The following is a 15,173-nucleotide window of genomic DNA, read 5'->3' as shown; positions in this document are numbered from 1 at the left end:
CGCCGATCAGCGGCCAAGCGCTTGGTCTTCCTCGACTCCATACGGCAACGACAGCGTGAGCACGCAACCGGGCTGCCCGGGAGCGATCGCCATCGTGCCGCCTAGATTCGCCACTCTCTCCGACATCGCCCGCAATCCGAAGCCGTACGCCGCGGGGGTATACGTTCGTCCGTCCCCGACGAGAGAGAATGCCAGGGAGGTCCGTTCGACGCGGAGCGAGAATTCGAACCGGCTGCTGCCGCTATGCTTCAGCCCGTTCGTCAGCCCTTCTTGCAGCGCTTGGAACAAGACGCGCTTCTGCAGCGTCGTCAAGTCGCCGGGCAGCGGATCGATATGGCGGACGATCGTAACGCCGGTCGCTTCCTCCGTCTCCCCGATCAGCGCCAGCATCGAGGCGTGCAGGTCGTAATGAGACGAGTCGCCCTCCATCAGCCGCTCGGATTGGCGAATCTGCTCGAGTCCGCGCCGGACGAGCTCGCGAGAGGCGTCGAGCTTGTTCTCCGCCAGCCGCGGGTCGCGGACTAGCAGGCGCCTGGCGGCTTCGAGCTGGACGATCGTCGCGGTGAGCGAGTGCCCGATCGTGTCGTGGATCGTGCCGGTCAGCCGATGCCGCTCTTCCAGCACCATCGTGGACGCGAACGCCTCCGCGGTCTCTTTCATCGAATCGGCCAGGCGGGCGTTCGCGTCTTGGAGCTGGACTTCCCTCTCCCGCAGCTCGGCCGTCCGCTTGGCGACGTTCTGCTCCAGCGCAGCGTTCCACGTTTTCAATTGCACGTTCAGTTGCCCGAACCGGTGGACGATGACGCGGACCAGGCAGAGGAGGAACAGGAACAGGCCGATCGACAGAATGTCGAACGGCAGGTTGCCGAGCAGAGGGACATTGCTCTTGACGACGTTGAAGAACGCGGGCAAGTACGTGCGAAGTACGTGGATCAAGGCGACGGCAGTCACGACGAAGAATCCGGCCAGCATCCAGATCGATTCGATGCCTTGGCGATCCTGATAGGCGGACCAGATGGAAGCCAGAATGATGCCGGCGGCGAAGAGGAACATCGCCAGCAGCGGATAGCTGAGCAACAGCTCGAACCAAGCGATCGGCAGCAGGACGGCTCCCATGAGCGTGGCGATCGCGAGCCCGAGGACGATCCATCGGAGCTTGCGCAGCTTGCGCGTATGCACGTCCCCGAACACGACGATCATGATGCTGATGAAGCCGTACACGCCGAGCGGGAAAATGCCGAGCTCCATATAGCTGAGCCATGGTTGGTCCCATAGCCATTGCATCAGGTAGTTACGTACGACGGAGGCGTAAGATCCGCATAACGAGAGCAAGGCGAGATACAGATGGAGCCGGTCGCGGCGGATCGAATACAAGCCGAGCGAGAAGAAGAAGCTGAACAGGAACAGCACGCCGATCAGGAAACAATACATGTCCTTCTGGATCAAGTGGACGAGGAAGTCGCCTTGGCCTACCAGTTGAATGTCCGGCTCCGGGCTGAAGCCGCGTTGATCGTCGAACAGAAGGAACGTCTCGGATGGAAGCGGAGATGGCAACGGGACGAGATTCCAATGATAGATCGCGTTGACGCGTTGGCCGCTCGCCGCGGGGTCGTAAGCGTATAGCAAGCCGCCCTTGTCGAAGACGGCAAGGGAGGTGGCGTTCATGATCCAGAGACGGGGCTCGCGCACGTCATCCGTACGGTTCAGCGGAACGCGCAGCCAGTAGGCCCGTCCGCTATCATAGGGAGCGAAGCCTTCGGTAATCGACATCCAGCCGGTCTGCGGAGGAGCCTCGGATTCGAAAGCGCCCGGCGATGCCCATTGCCATTGCGCGGGTTGCAGCCGATTCGGTTCATAGGAGCTGTCGAGCTTGAACAGCCCCCACGCGATGACGACGAGGAGGCCGATCAATATCGCCATTACGCGCAATAGAGGCAGATGGTTGCGAATGCTGCCACGAGCCAAAACCGATTCCTCCCGCCTGCAAGTCCGTTGCTTCTCATTGTAACGGGCGAAGCCGGTTCGTTACAGTGACTGCCGTCATATGACAGTCATGTCTTTGAGCCAAATGACGGCTTGCGTGCGGTCGTTCGTGCCGATCTTGTCATAGATGGCGGAGACGTAGTTCTTCACCGTGCCCTCGCTCATGAATAGCAACTGCGCGATATCCCTATTATTGCGGCCTTCGACCATGAGCGCGACGATGCTCATTTCGCGGTCCGTGAACTTGATGTCGGCGATCTTCCCGCGCGCATGGCCATGCTGCGGACGAGCGGCGGGGGCTGCCAATCTCGCGGCGAGCTTCACGGCGATCGAGGCCGGCAGCATGATTTCCCCTTTGGCCGCGTCGCGAACGGCTTGGAGCAGCTTGTCCGTGGGGATGTCCTTCAGCAGGAAGCCTACGGCCCCGCCGGCCAGCGCGTCGACGATATAGTCGTCCTCGTCGAACGTCGTCAGGACGAGCACCTTCGTGCGGGGGGAGTCCTGGCGGAGCTTCTTCACCGCTTCGATTCCGTTCATGACCGGCATGCGGATGTCCATGAGCACGAGATCGGGGTTGTGGATCGCGACGAGCCGGCAAGCTTCCTCGCCGTTCTCCGCGGTGGCGACGACGTCGATGTCGTCCTCGAGCTGCAAGATCGTCTGCAAGCCGTCTCGCATGAGCGTCTGGTCGTCCGCGATTACGATTTTCAACATGCGTTATCCCTCGATTCGTTCTATATATACATGATTATAGTGGAAAAGACGGCATCTGCGTTAGGCGAGTTTTCGTGACTCGAACGGTGACGGCTGTCACTGGTCATATGACGCGGCATTCCCGTACGATAGAGTCATGGGTCGGGGACGAGCTGACAAGCCCCGCGAGAAGGAGCGAGCGATATGATCATTATGCATACGAGCCAGTGTCAACCGGGAATGAAGCTGGGGCGTTCGATTTATACGGAGCAAGGACACGTGCTGGCGGGAAGAGGGTTCGTGCTGACGGCGCATGCGATTCATAAGCTTCAGCAGCTGGGGCTGCCGTTCCTTCATATCGAACAAGAAGGCACGGAGGATATCATCGCGGACCAAGCGATTCGCGACGAGACGACGATCGTGCTGCACGGGGCGCTGACGCACGTCATGGACGAGCTGATGAACGGACGGCGCGACAAAATATCCGCGAACGTCGTTCGGTTCTGCCACGACGCGACGAAACTGATGGTCGACGATCTCCGCACGCGCAGAAACCACCTCTGCTTGCCGGTGCACCTAAGCACGACGCTGGCCGACGGGGACAAGCAGCATTTTCTGGAGCATGCGATGAACGTCGGCGTCTGCGCGACCCGTCTCGGCCTCGACGAAGGGCTCGATTCGGAGGAGCTGCATGCGCTGGCGATGGGCGCCATGCTGCACGACATCGGCCGCCTGCTGTTGCCGGATGGACTGCGCTCCCGCGCCACGCAGGGCGACCGCTCCCAGTATATGACGCACGCGGAGCTCGGATTCCGCCTGCTCCGGGACAGCGGCTTCCCGGTGCTTACGGCGCAATGCGCGCTGTTCCATCATGAACGCGTCGACGGCAGCGGCTATCCGTTCGGTTTGACGGGCGCGAAGATTCACCCGCTGCATCAGTGGATCGCCATCTTCGATATGTTCGATACGATGGTGAACGGACGCGACAACGGCAAACCGATGCTCCCGCACGAAGCGCTGGAGGTGCTGTACGGCGGTTCGGGCTCGTTGTACGACCTGGACAAGGTGGCGCGTCTGCGCGACAACATGGCGTTGTTCCCGCGCGGAACGACGGTACGCTTGTCCACCGGGGAGATCGGCGTCGTGTCCGGGCTTCACGCGGACAGCAAGCAACGGCCGATCGTGCGCGTCATCCGGACGCCGGAAGGCGACTCGCCGGATAAGCCGTACGAGGTCGACTTGAAGCGGCAGCTTCATCTGATGATCAGCGGCGTGGGCAACGACAAGACGTCCGGGGCGAACATGTTGGGGCAAGAGCGTCCTACGGCGGAAGGTCGGTCGAACCGCGTGTTCCATCTCGTGTAATTCGGCGGTACGGGGGCAAATGTGGCGAAACGGGTAAGGAAAAAAATACCTCGGTTTATAGCCTTGACTTTTGTCCCCCGACTCTGTATTCTAATAAAGTGATTTCGCGCTGATGTAGCTCAGCTGGTAGAGCAACGCATTCGTAATGCGTAGGTCGGGGGTTCGAATCCCTTCATCAGCACCATTATTTACGACATGATAACGCGCCCCGCGAGGGACGCGTTTTTTTGTGTATTTTTCGGCGGTTTGGCGCGCGATAAGCGGGAAAAGTCGGGTTACGGTGCGTGAATCGGAGGTTTGGCGCGCGGTAGGCGGGAAAAGTCGGGTTACTGGGCGTGAAACGGCGGTTTGGCGCGCGGTAAGCGGGAAAAGTCGGGTTACTGGGCGTGAAACGGCGGTTTCTCCACAGCCCCCTAATTAAGTTGGAGTCCTCCCCCACGAAAATGTATGCTTGATACATGAGGAGGACGAGTTGAATGGGACGCATGTTTGAGGAACAGAGAGAAAAGGCTGCGTTGGAAGCTTTATCGGGAATTAAGGCAGCTATTGTAGCTCGGAAGTATGGAGTTTCTCCTAGCACGGTGACGCAATGGGTGCGGGATTATCGAGAAAAGCATGGCGAGCAGGATCATCCCTATCCACAAGAGCAAGCTGAAGAGATGAAACGTCTTATCGAGGTCGAGAAGAAATATGAGAAAGCAGTCAAAATGCTGGGAGAAAAAGATCTTGAAATCGAGATTCTACGTGAGCTGCTAAAAAAGCCAACCCCTGCTTATCCGAAAAATTCAAGATAGCCGACACGTTCATTAAGCAGGGTAATCCAGCAGCTCTCGTGCTGCGCATCATCGGGTTGGCTGAGTCAACTTACTATGACCGCATGAAACGGCTGTCAGAACCCGCTCAGGCCGCTCAAGGTAAGCGCGGAAGACCTATCCCCGGCTACTCGTTTACGGAGTCTGGCGAGAAAATCAGCGACGAGCAAATCCAGGAATGGCTTCTCGAACTAATTTCCGGCGAGGAGCACGTGTACGGTAGCAAACTGCTTGCGGAATGCCTGAGGAACCAGTACAAGCTGAAGCTTAATCACAAGAAGAGCCACCGGCTGTGCAAGGAACTAGACATCCTACAGCCTCAGCGTCAGAAGCGCTTCAAGCATCCTCGGAAACTGCCAGAGAACCGAGTCATTACGGGACCTAACCAACTCTGGCAGATGGACATCAAATACGGTTACGTCGCTGGCCGTGACAGACACTTTTTCGTGTTGAGCATTATTGATGTATTTACTCGCGTCATTGTCGGCCACTACAGAGGCTCGTCGTGCGAGGCCAAGCATACCTGTCAGACGCTTTGGAGAGCCATTAGCAGTTACTGCACCACAAATGGCGACCTCCCTACTGTGCGAACTGACAATGGGCCACAGTTCGTAAGTCACCTTTTTGGAGACATGTGTGAAAGCTGGGGGATCACACACGAACGTATTCCGCCTCGCACGCCGGATTTGAATGCTTTTATAGAATCATTTCACAGCAACATGGAACGAGATCTCTTCAGTAAAGAAGAGTACGAAACGTTCGAAAATGCTTACACATCTGTAGACCGTTATATGGACTTCTACAACAACCGAAGAATGCACACAAGCCTTCGAAAAATGCCACCGAGTAAATTTTCGGAATGGGTAATGAGCTTGGATGATCGATCAGAATTCTTCTGGCCGAGAAAGAAAGTGAAATAACGAGCATCGCTACAAAATGAGTTGGTTTTATACGGGAGACTCCGGAATTAGGGGGTCGCACCGGTTTGGCGCGCGGTAAGCGGGAAAAGTCGGGTTACTGGGCGTGAAACGGCGGTTTGGCGCGCGGTAAGCGGGAAAAGTCGGGTTACGGTGCGTGAATCGGCGGTTTGACGCGCGGTAAGCGGGAAAAGTCGGGTTACGGTGCGTGAATCGGCGATTTGGTGCGAGATAGGCGGGAAAAGTCGGGTTACGGTGCGTGAAACGGCGGTTTGGCGGGCGATAAGCGGGAAAAGTCGGGTTACGGTGCGTGAATCGGCGATTTGGCGCGCGATAGGCGGGGAAAGTCGGGTTACTGGGCGTGAAACGGCGGTTTGGCGCGCGGTAGGCGGGAAAAGTCGGGTTACTTTGGTGTTCCGCCGCAGTAACGCCGCCCCGCCGCGCTAATTGCCGAAAGCTGGTCCGATCGCCGCAATAACGCCGCCCCGCCGCGCTAATTCGCCGAAAGCTGGTCCGATCGCCGCAGTAACGCCGCCCCACCGCGCTATTTTGCCGCGTGCCTCGTCCAACGAACGCCAAAGTGCCGCCCCTCCGCTCATCTTGTCGATGAACGTGGGTGGCACTTTGCATACTTACTTCTTTTTCGCTTGTGCGGCGGCCGCCTTCAGCTTCTTCGCGTGCTCGAGCCCGATGTAGCCGGTGACGAAGCCGGCGGTCATGAGCACGATGCCGATGATTTTGTTGGCGATGAAGATCGTATCGATGGCGCCGAAGATGACGAGCATCAGACCAAGAATCGCTAGCGCGTACGGATTTTGCTTTTTCATAGGGCGTCACTCCTCGCGAACGGTCGGTTGATGGAATATTGGTTAACGTCAAGTATACCGTATCCCGCGCCGATGCGACAGATGTCATGTAAGCTTACTTGGATGAAAATTTTAGTATGCGTCAAGTCCGGTTAGGCCTATCATGCATCCCGCCTCGTCCGCATATAGTAGTGGCAATATGCTGCCTGACGTTAGCGGCCGGTTTCGGCGCGCGCGGACAGGAGGGGGAGCAGGATACGATGTCTACGATACCGAATTTCCCGCAATCTTTGCTAGAGGAACACGCGCGCTGGCATCACGAGCATCATCTAGCCGATCCGTCGAGAGTGCCGATCGGTCACGGGCTCGCGTTCCTGCAATTCCACCGCGATTATATCAACCGGGCGCTCGCTTGGTACAATCAGACCGGGAACAACCCGAGCCTCGTCATGCCGTGGGCGGCCGTTCCGGAGCCGATCCGCCGAGCCTCTTGCTACGACCAGTCCGCCGAAGCCCGCATCTTGTTCCAGCCGGAATCGTTCGCGACGGCCGACGAGCTCGGACGCTTCCTCGAGTCTTCCGGCATACACGGCTGCATCCACCGGGAAGCCGCGAGGCTCTACGGCGAACCGGAAATCGACGACTTCGACGTGGCGCCCCGCAACACGGTATTCTACAACATTCATGGAATGATCAATCGCTGGTATCAGAACTGGGAGGGTTTGGGTCGATTCCAGGGCGGCGTCGGTCATTGGTGCGGTCCGTTCGAGGAATCGGACGACGAGGTGCTCTATTATCGCGAGTCGGACCGCACGTGGTGGCTCGGACGCTCGCAGCAGCCAGGCGGTCAGGACGAACTTCGGGTCGCCGCGTCGGTGGAATGGGCGGCGATCGGCGACAGCCTGAGCTTCGGCCCGCTCGCGGACGGGCGGCCGTTCCGGGTGTGGGATATCGACGGCGACGGCAAGCTCGAGGTCGTCTTCCACAATACGGAGGACGGCTTCTGGCGCGAAGGCAAAATAAAAGACGGCCGGCTGCATTGGCAACCGATCCGTCTGCGAGGTTAATTATGGAGAGGCGCGGCCGGCGAGCTCCGCGAGCCGATGAAACACGTCGATGTAGTAGTCGTCCTTGCGGGGCACGAAGTCGGCCTTCGTTACGATCGCGTCGCTCGCCTCGAGACGTCCGTCATGCAAGGCGACGCCGCGCGCCGGCAACTCGGACGCTTCTCCCCTCATGAGGGCGATCAGCTCGCTAGCGCGAGCTTCGTATACGCCGGCCACTTCCTCTTCTTGCAGGCGAAGCGACGACAAATTCCAATCGGATATGCAGCAATAGACGTCGCTAATCTCGCGATCGATGTACGGCCTGCCAGCGATCGTCCCTTCGAGGTGCTCCCGCACCGTGCCGATCGCGATCAGCTGCTCGAAGCCGACCGCGACGCCAAGCTCTTCTTCCAGCTCGCGAACCGCGTCCCTCGGCGATTCGCCGGCGACGAGATGGCCCGCGGCCGTAATGTCGTAACGGCCGGGGTTCGTGTCCTTGCCCGCGCTGCGCAGTTGGAACAGCACCCGCGCTTCGCCGTCATCTCCCGTTCGCGCCAGCCAGCAGTGGAACGTCCGGTGCCATAGGCCGAGCGCGTGCACGTCGCCGCGCTCCGCGGTGCCGATCCACCGTTCGTCCTCGTCGTAGACGTCGAATACTTCCCCCATCGCTACCCCCGCGCGGCCGAGGCTTGTCCGTCCGGCGTCACGTCGGACGTGCAATGCGCGCACTTCTTCGCGGCGAGCGGAATCTCGGACAGACAGTAAGGGCATTCCTTCGTCGTCGGCGCTGCAGCGGCCGGCTCCTCTTCCTTCTTCTTGCGGTTCAGCCGGTTAAGGAACTTCACGAGCAGGAAGACGCAGAAGGCGACGATGATGAAGTCGAGCAGTACGTTAATGAACTGACCGTACGCGATGACGGCAACCTCGGCTTCTTTGGCCGCCGCGAGCGTCTTCGGCGCCTCCCCGGTGGCTTTCACCACTTTGTCCGGATCCAGATTAATGAATAAATCCGAGAAGTCTACGCCGCCCAGCAGCTTGCCGACCGGCGGCATGACGATGTCGTTCACGAGCGAGGTGACGATTTTGCCGAAGGCCGCTCCGATAATGACGCCGACGGCCAAGTCGACGACATTGCCGCGCATGGCGAACGTTTTGAATTCGCCGAACATGGATTTGAACATGCGATTACCTCCAATTTTCAACTTTATGGAAAGGATTTTGACATCGATCGTCGAATGGTAATATTTAACGTAGAAAGATGTCATGCAAGGGCGAGGGAGAGACTTATGAACGGTACCGGGGCGGTCGGGCCAATGTTTTTTATGCTGCTGGCACTGTTGATCAGCATACTCGCATCTTATACGATGTTCAACTTCATTGGCAACTTGAAGCGCTCGAACGGCAGCTTTCGCCAGTTCTGGCTGGCCGGCGGCGCGTTCGTGTTCGGCATCGGCATATGGGCGAAGCACTTCGTCATGCTTATGGCGCTCGAGGAGACGCTCTATTTCGACTGGACGATGCTGGTGGCGCTCGTCTTTATTATTTTCTTCTCGTTCATGACGTTCGTCCTGCTCACCTTCCAAGGAATCGTCGCTTACCGGCTGTTGCTCGGGAGCCTGATCCTAGCGTCGGGCATCGCGTTCATGAGCTACTTCACGATATTCGGCCAACCGATCGAGAACCTGGATATGGAGCCGTCCTACTTGGTGCTATCGCTCGCGGTTCTGTTCGTCGGCACGTACGTCGCCTTCCTGATGTCTGAGAACGGAAGCAAGAGGCTCAGATGGTTGTCCAGCGCCATTCTCGGCACGTCCGCGATCATCGTCCAATGGTTCGGCAATAAGGGGATGCTGATCGAGTATTCTCCCTTCTATACGGAAGACAAGCTGAACGCCGATATATCGCTGCTGGCGATCATTATCGGAATCGCCGCGCTGCTTATTCTGCTCTCGACGCACTTCACCTGGTATATCGACAAGAAGCTGAGCCAGATGGACGAACGTTATCGGCTGCTCGTCGAGAACTCGCTCGATACGATCGCGATTTTCAAAAGCGGACATTGGGCGTACGTGAATTCGGCGGGTCTCCGGATGTTCGAGGCGAACCAGAGCAACGAGCTGGTGGGCAAATCGATCTATTCTTTTCTCCCGATGAGGGATCACATGAAGGTGAAGGATCGGCTGCATAATCTCATCTTCGCCGGAAGCGGCAAGCCGTTGGAGCAGGAATGGTACACGTTGGGCGGCAAGACGCTGCATACCGAGATCGTGGAGACGATTACGACGCTGGACAACGAGCCGGCGGTCCAAGTGATCATCCGGGACATCTCCGAGCGGAAAAAGAACGAGGAGCTGCTGATCAACTCCGAGAAGCTGTACGTGGCCGGCCAGCTCGCCGCGGGCATCGCGCACGAAATCCGCAATCCGCTGACGTCCTTGAAAGGCTTTCTGCAGCTGATCGCGTCTGGCCGCAAGAACAACGGCACCTACTACGACATCATGAACTCGGAGCTCGACCGGATCGAGGACATCGTCAGCGAGCTGCTCATGCTGTCGAAGCCGCAGGTGTACGAGCTGACCTACCAAGATATGCGCGTCATGATGCGCGACACGGTCACGCTGCTCGAGACGCAGGCGATCCTCCACAATATCGCGATCGAAGCGGAATACGGCACGGACCCGCTCTGGATCTACGGCGTGGAGAACCAAGTGAAGCAAGTGTTCATCAACGTCATCAAGAACGCCATCGAGGCGATGATCGACGGGGGCTCGATCCGGATCAAGCTGTCGCGCGAGAACGACCGCGTGTTCGTGCGCATTCGCGACGAGGGCCCGGGCTTCGGAGAAGACCAGCTGGCGAAGATCGGACAGCCCTTCTATACGACGAAGGAGAAGGGAACCGGCCTCGGGCTCATGGTCAGCTATAAGATCGTCGACAATCACCAAGGCCAGATCAACGTCAAGAGCGAGATCGGCAAAGGCACGCTGTTCGAGATTATGCTGCCGTTCCGCTATCCGGAGACGGTCGTCAAGAAGACGAGCTGACCGGGCAATAGCTTCGCTTCGAGCGGCGTCTCCCCCGACGGCTCTCCGTCGCCGTACGCGAGGAACCGTCCGTTCGTCTCGATCGTCGCGTGGCGCCCTTGGAGCATCGTGACGTTGCGGCGGTTCACGTGATTACCGGTGAGCAGCGTCGGGAAGACGATCAGAATGCGCCATAGGCTGCAGCCGTGCACGACGCACACGTGGAGCTTGCCGTCGTCGAAGCGCGCGTCCGGGCAGATGCGAAGGCCGCCGCCGTACGAAGCGATGTTGGCGACGGCGGACAGCCAGCCGCGCTCGAACCGATGCGCTACGCCGTCCATCGTCACCGTGACGTCTCCCGGTGAGAACAGCGATAACGCCCTGAAGAAGCCGATCACGTAAGAGAGCGAGCCGAGACCGAGCTTATTGCACCATCTCTTGTACCGCGAGCCGTTCACGTCGGCGGCTACCGTGCCGTCCAACCCGACGGCGATCGCGGTAAGCGTCGTTTGGGATTCGCCCGCAGCCGTCGTCCGGATGACGTCGGCTGTTCTCGTGCGTCCGGACAAGACGATGTCGAGCGCTTGGATCGGATCGCGGGGAATGGCGAAAGCTCGGGACGTGTCGTTGCCGGATCCCGCGGGAATGATGCCGACCGGAATGCCGGTACCCGTCAGTAACGGGAGAATGCCGTGCAGCGAGCCGTCCCCGCCGACGACCGTAACCGCTTTCAATTGTGTCGTCCGAAGCAGAGAATCCGTCCGTTCGTAAGCTTCCGTGCCGTTCCTAGCCCGTATAACCGTATATTCGGTACCCCGCGCCCGTAATTGCGCTTCGACTTGCTGCCATATGGCGGCGCCCCGGCCATTGCCGGCGTTCTCGTTCACGACGAACAGAATCAAGGGTTCACTTCTCCTCAAGGTGGTAGTCTCAGCCCATTATAAGGGGCTGTCCGCGCGGAAGGGAAGCACAAGTTGGGATCGCCCCGGGCGGACATGCTATAATCATCCATACGAGCAAGCGCACTTCAAGGAGGACATCGCGTGGCAGAGCCGCTGAAGGCGATCTATCATGAAGCATTCATTCAATCGTTAGCGCAATCGATCGTCGCCGTCTATCCGTCGTTCGACGCGGCGGCGTTCGCCGAAGCCGTGTTCGGCGAGGGATGGGACGAGCTGGAGCTCAAGGAGCGGATGCGCAGAATCACGCTTAGCTTAGGAGCGACGCTTCCCTCCGAATACGGCGAGGCATTGGAAGTTCTCGAAGCGGTCTCCCCTTCTTACGGAGGATTGCAGCATTTCGTCTTCCCCGACTTCGTGGAAGTATACGGGCTGTCCCAATGGGAGCGGTCGATCGACGCGCTCGCGAAGTTCACCCGCCAGTCGACGTCGGAGTTCGCGGTCAGGCCGTTCCTGCTCCAGGACCAAGAGCGGATGCTCGCGCAAATGTCCGTCTGGGCGGACGATGCCGACGAGCACGTGCGGCGTCTCGCCAGCGAAGGCTGCCGGCCCCGGTTGCCGTGGGCGGTCGCGCTTCCCCGGCTGAAGCGGGATCCGGAGCCGATTATTCCGATACTGGAAAAGCTGAAGGCGGACCCGTCCGAGTACGTCCGCCGGAGCGTGGCGAACAACTTGAACGATATCTCCAAAGACCATCCCGAGCGCGTCGTCGCGCTCGCCGAAGCGTGGATCGGCCGCGACGCGGGGACGGATTGGATTCTGAAGCACGGCTGCCGCGGGCTGTTGCGCGCGGCGCATCCGAGAGTCATGGCGCTGTTCGGCATGGCTCCGCCCGCGGGCGTGACGGTCGATGCTTGGACGGTAACGCCGGGCGAAGCGCGGATCGGCGATTCGGTCCGGTTCCGCTATGCGGTTCGCGCGCCGCAAGGCGAACCGGTGAAGCTGCGCATCGAACTGGCTGCGTACTTCGTGCGCACGACGGGAAGAGACTATCGCAAGCTGTTCAAGCTCAGCGAGAAAGTCGTCGCGGGAGGCTCGCTGCAGGAAGGCGGCCGGTTGTTCTCTTATGCCGACCTGTCCACGCGCCGCCACTATCCGGGCTTGCACCGGCTCGCGCTCGTCGTGAACGGGCAGGAGCTCGCTTCCGCGGACGTGACGTTGCTCCCGGCCGATCGCGGGGAGGAACGCTCGCCATGACGATCGGCGCCAGAGTGCTCAAGACCGGGCTGGCCGTAGCCGTCGCGCTATGGGTCGGGACGCTCGTCGGGCTCGACGCTCCGATCCTCGCCGCGATCGCCGCGATCTTCACGATCCAGCCGACGATCTATCGCTCCTGGCTGCAAGTGCTCGATCAAGTGCAGAGCAACGTGCTCGGCGCGGCCGTCGCGGTCGCGTCGGTATGGGCGGTCGGAAGCTCGCCCGTGCTCGTCGGCATCGTGTGCATCGGCGTCATTCTGATCTGCATCAAGCTCAAGGCCGAGGAGACGATCGGCTTAACGCTCGTTACCGTCGTCGTCATCATGGAGGCGCACGGCCAAGGCTGGCTGCTCGCGCTCGATCGGCTGGGGGCGATCATGACGGGAATCATCGCGGCGTTCGTCGTGAACGTGGCAATCGCGCCGCCGCGGCACCGGAACCGGTTCGTGCAGCACGTGCAGGAAGCCGAGGCGCTTATGTCGCGCCTGTTGCGCACCGCCGTCTCCAACGAGCTGAAGGAGAACGTGTACCGCGACGAATACGGCCGGCTCAAGACGATGCTTCGCAAGCTGGACGAATTCTACGAGCTGTTCGCGGAGGAGCGCGTCTTCCGCCGCCAGTCTCGGCAACGGCGAGCGCGTCTCCTCATCGTCTATCAGGGGATGCTGTCCGCGCTCGAGAAGGGCGTATCGTTGATCGACGCCGTGGAGGAGCATTATTTCGGCGTCAAGACGGCGCAATCGTGGAACCGGCTCATCGACCGGCAGATCGAATCGCTGTGCGGCTATCACGAGCAGCTCGTGTGGAAGTGGCAGGGCAAGATGAAGCCGGGTTCGAATGCGGCCGCGCCGCCGCCGGAAGCTTCGATGCTGCTATCCGAGCTGATCGTCGATCGCGAAGACGACGACCTGAACGCGAGGGCGCGACTGCTCGTCATCACTTCGGCGGTGTACGCGTACGAGGACAGGCTCCGCAGGCTGGACAAGCTGATGGAGCAATGGCTCCAGCGCGAGGAGAAGGATAAGGAGAAGCCGGCGAGAGCGACGGCATAGCAAGAAGAAGCCCGCCCGACAAGACGTCGGGGCGGGCTTCGTTGCGTTAAGCGGCGGGTGCGATAAATAGAGGCATATTACCTCGGCTTGCCGAACGAGTGGACTTTCTTCCAGTTCGCCCCGCCGTCGGACGACGTGTACAGAACCGACGGCTCCTCGTTGTCGGTGTTGATCCACCAAATATGCTTGGCGTCTTGAGCGCCGATGAACTGCGGACCGTAACCGGGGAACGCGGCCTTCAGGTTCGTCCACGTCTTGCCGCCGTCCGTCGTCTTGCCCAACGTATTGCCGTCGTCGCAGGCGTTGCACTTGCCGCCCATGATAGCGACCTTCGGATCGACGACGTTCAAGTTGCCCGGCCCGGCTCCTTCGTTGCGCGGGACATTCGTCTCCTCGTCCATCTTGTAACCCGGCGCGGGCCCGGAGCCGGCTTGGTTGTTGGCGAGAACGGGAATCCAGCTCTTGCCGCCGTCGGCCGTATGGAACAACGAGTACGAAGTCTGGCTCATGCCGGAGTCTCCGACGAGTTCGACCCACGCATCGTTCTTGCCGGCCGACCGGATGACCGTGCCCGTCACCGGAGCGACGGTGCCCCGAGCGTAGACTTCCTTCCACGTCTTCGCGCCGTCCGTCGTACGGAGGAACTTGAACTTGCCGTCCGTCTGCGAGACGGCCCAGCCGTTGCTGCCGTCATGGAAATACGGATCTCCGACGATGTCGTCCGGCACCTCGTAAGTCGTCCACGTCTTGCCGCCGTCCTGCGTGCGCGCGTTGCCGCTGAACGCCTCCTTCGAAGACGTAAAATGCAAGAAGCCGCGGTTCGGCACGGTTCCCGCCACTGCCCAATCTTTCCCGCCGTTCGTCGAATGCAGCAGTTGGACCGATCCGCTATCGAGCGTCGCCCATACTTCCTTTCCGTTCAGCGCGAAGAGCTGCAAGACGGTCGCTTTGTCCTTCCATTGCGTGCGCCAAGACTTGCCTCCGTCGTCGGTTCTGGCGATCCAGCCCTCTCCCCCGGTCCAGCCGGTCTCGAAGTCCGCGAGCCGCATGGCGGTCACGATGCCCGACGGCGCGGGCACCGGCGAAGCCGGAGGCGCGCTCTCGGACGCGACGGGCGCCTCGCTCGGCTCCGTCTCCGACGATGGAGACGCGCTAGCGGTCGAAGCCGGCGATTCCGCCGAAGCGGACGGGCTGGCCGTGCCGCTCGTCGCGACGCTTTCTCCGCTTGAACAGCCTATTAAAGGTAACGCGAACATGGCGGCGAGCAGCAGATATTGCAGCGTGAATCGGAATTTCATGCAGGTCACACCCTTTTCTCGT

General features: G+C 59.9%; 14 protein-coding genes and 1 tRNA gene. 8 read left to right on the top strand and 7 right to left on the bottom strand.

The window, feature by feature from the left end; translation table 11 throughout:
- Positions 1-6 precede the first annotated feature (6 nt).
- Both ACFQZG_RS13505 and ACFQZG_RS13500 read right to left on the bottom strand, forming a co-directional pair.
- Entirely contained in the window at positions 7-1,965 is a 1,959-nt protein-coding gene (locus ACFQZG_RS13505; RefSeq protein WP_378153286.1) for a sensor histidine kinase, read from the bottom strand.
- A 75-nt stretch (positions 1,966-2,040) separates the two neighbouring features.
- Entirely contained in the window at positions 2,041-2,697 is a 657-nt protein-coding gene (locus tag ACFQZG_RS13500) for a response regulator (RefSeq protein WP_378153284.1), read from the bottom strand.
- 183 nt (positions 2,698-2,880) lie between these two features.
- Between ACFQZG_RS13500 and ACFQZG_RS13495 the strand changes: the two genes are divergently transcribed.
- The 4 genes from ACFQZG_RS13495 to ACFQZG_RS13480 all read left to right on the top strand — a co-directional run bounded on the left by ACFQZG_RS13495 (position 2,881) and on the right by ACFQZG_RS13480 (position 5,773).
- Positions 2,881-4,041 (top strand): HD-GYP domain-containing protein, encoded by a 1,161-nt coding sequence (locus ACFQZG_RS13495; RefSeq protein WP_378153283.1) that lies wholly within the window; start codon positions 2,881-2,883, stop codon positions 4,039-4,041.
- Between the two features lie 108 nt (positions 4,042-4,149).
- Positions 4,150-4,225, top strand: a tRNA-Thr gene (locus ACFQZG_RS13490).
- A gap of 292 nt (positions 4,226-4,517) precedes the next feature.
- Positions 4,518-4,835: a transposase gene (locus tag ACFQZG_RS13485; RefSeq protein ID WP_378153281.1), complete on the top strand. Its 318-nt coding sequence runs from the start codon at positions 4,518-4,520 to the stop codon at positions 4,833-4,835.
- Between the two features lie 38 nt (positions 4,836-4,873).
- Positions 4,874-5,773: an IS3 family transposase gene (locus tag ACFQZG_RS13480; RefSeq protein WP_378153280.1), complete on the top strand. Its 900-nt coding sequence runs from the start codon at positions 4,874-4,876 to the stop codon at positions 5,771-5,773.
- 629 nt (positions 5,774-6,402) lie between these two features.
- On the opposite strand, the gene ACFQZG_RS13475 is transcribed toward ACFQZG_RS13480, so the two are convergent.
- Complete coding sequence (locus tag ACFQZG_RS13475; RefSeq protein ID WP_378153278.1) at positions 6,403-6,597, bottom strand: hypothetical protein; 195 nt, start codon at positions 6,595-6,597, stop codon at positions 6,403-6,405.
- Positions 6,598-6,836: 239 nt separating this feature from the next.
- Between ACFQZG_RS13475 and ACFQZG_RS13470 the strand changes: the two genes are divergently transcribed.
- Positions 6,837-7,643, top strand: a complete 807-nt coding sequence (locus ACFQZG_RS13470) for a hypothetical protein (protein WP_378153276.1) — start codon at positions 6,837-6,839, stop codon at positions 7,641-7,643.
- Here ACFQZG_RS13470 and ACFQZG_RS13465 read toward each other — a convergent pair whose 3' ends face one another.
- Positions 7,644-8,288 (bottom strand): NUDIX hydrolase, encoded by a 645-nt coding sequence (locus ACFQZG_RS13465; protein ID WP_378153274.1) that lies wholly within the window; start codon positions 8,286-8,288, stop codon positions 7,644-7,646.
- A 2-nt stretch (positions 8,289-8,290) separates the two neighbouring features.
- The gene (gene mscL / locus ACFQZG_RS13460; protein WP_378153272.1) at positions 8,291-8,803 is read right to left on the bottom strand and encodes a large conductance mechanosensitive channel protein MscL; all 513 of its coding nucleotides are present in this window, start codon (positions 8,801-8,803) and stop codon (positions 8,291-8,293) included.
- A 132-nt stretch (positions 8,804-8,935) separates the two neighbouring features.
- Here mscL and ACFQZG_RS13455 point away from each other — a divergent pair, with 132 nt between their 5' ends.
- The gene (locus ACFQZG_RS13455) at positions 8,936-10,666 is read left to right on the top strand and encodes an ATP-binding protein (RefSeq protein WP_378153270.1); all 1,731 of its coding nucleotides are present in this window, start codon (positions 8,936-8,938) and stop codon (positions 10,664-10,666) included.
- Here ACFQZG_RS13455 and ACFQZG_RS13450 read toward each other — a convergent pair.
- On the bottom strand, positions 10,633-11,547 hold the full coding sequence (locus ACFQZG_RS13450) for a diacylglycerol/lipid kinase family protein (RefSeq protein ID WP_378153268.1): 915 nt from the start codon (positions 11,545-11,547) through the stop codon (positions 10,633-10,635). The genes ACFQZG_RS13455 and ACFQZG_RS13450 overlap by 34 nt on opposite strands.
- Positions 11,548-11,688: 141 nt before the next feature.
- On the opposite strand from ACFQZG_RS13450, the gene ACFQZG_RS13445 reads away from it, so the two are divergent.
- Positions 11,689-12,801, top strand: a complete 1,113-nt coding sequence (locus ACFQZG_RS13445) for a DNA alkylation repair protein (protein WP_378153266.1) — start codon at positions 11,689-11,691, stop codon at positions 12,799-12,801.
- Entirely contained in the window at positions 12,798-13,853 is a 1,056-nt protein-coding gene (locus tag ACFQZG_RS13440) for an FUSC family protein (RefSeq protein WP_378153264.1), read from the top strand. Before ACFQZG_RS13445 ends, ACFQZG_RS13440 begins: the two co-directional genes overlap by 4 nt.
- A gap of 77 nt (positions 13,854-13,930) precedes the next feature.
- On the opposite strand, the gene ACFQZG_RS13435 is transcribed toward ACFQZG_RS13440, so the two are convergent.
- Entirely contained in the window at positions 13,931-15,151 is a 1,221-nt protein-coding gene (locus ACFQZG_RS13435) for a WD40/YVTN/BNR-like repeat-containing protein (RefSeq protein WP_378153262.1), read from the bottom strand.
- Positions 15,152-15,173: the final 22 nt, after the last annotated feature.

The organism is Cohnella sp. GCM10027633 (genome assembly GCF_042675445.1).
Taxonomy (GTDB): domain Bacteria; phylum Bacillota; class Bacilli; order Paenibacillales; family Paenibacillaceae; genus Cohnella.
The sequence above is the reverse complement of the archived record's forward strand: the minus strand, read 5'-3'. Positions and strand labels throughout refer to the sequence as shown.

Excerpts from the sequence above, each read along its gene's own strand:
- ACFQZG_RS13465 (WP_378153274.1), bottom strand. The coding sequence starts at position 8,288 with ATGGGGGAAGTATTCGACGTCTACGACGAGGACGAACGGTGGATCGGC.
- ACFQZG_RS13485 (WP_378153281.1), top strand. The coding sequence starts at position 4,518 with ATGGGACGCATGTTTGAGGAACAGAGAGAAAAGGCTGCGTTGGAAGCT.
- ACFQZG_RS13475 (WP_378153278.1), bottom strand. The coding sequence starts at position 6,597 with ATGAAAAAGCAAAATCCGTACGCGCTAGCGATTCTTGGTCTGATGCTC.
- ACFQZG_RS13500 (WP_378153284.1), bottom strand. The coding sequence starts at position 2,697 with ATGTTGAAAATCGTAATCGCGGACGACCAGACGCTCATGCGAGACGGC.
- ACFQZG_RS13495 (WP_378153283.1), top strand. The coding sequence starts at position 2,881 with ATGATCATTATGCATACGAGCCAGTGTCAACCGGGAATGAAGCTGGGG.
- ACFQZG_RS13435 (WP_378153262.1), bottom strand. The coding sequence starts at position 15,151 with ATGAAATTCCGATTCACGCTGCAATATCTGCTGCTCGCCGCCATGTTC.
- ACFQZG_RS13455 (WP_378153270.1), top strand. The coding sequence starts at position 8,936 with ATGTTTTTTATGCTGCTGGCACTGTTGATCAGCATACTCGCATCTTAT.
- ACFQZG_RS13470 (WP_378153276.1), top strand. The coding sequence starts at position 6,837 with ATGTCTACGATACCGAATTTCCCGCAATCTTTGCTAGAGGAACACGCG.
- mscL (WP_378153272.1), bottom strand. The coding sequence starts at position 8,803 with ATGTTCAAATCCATGTTCGGCGAATTCAAAACGTTCGCCATGCGCGGC.
- ACFQZG_RS13440 (WP_378153264.1), top strand. The coding sequence starts at position 12,798 with ATGACGATCGGCGCCAGAGTGCTCAAGACCGGGCTGGCCGTAGCCGTC.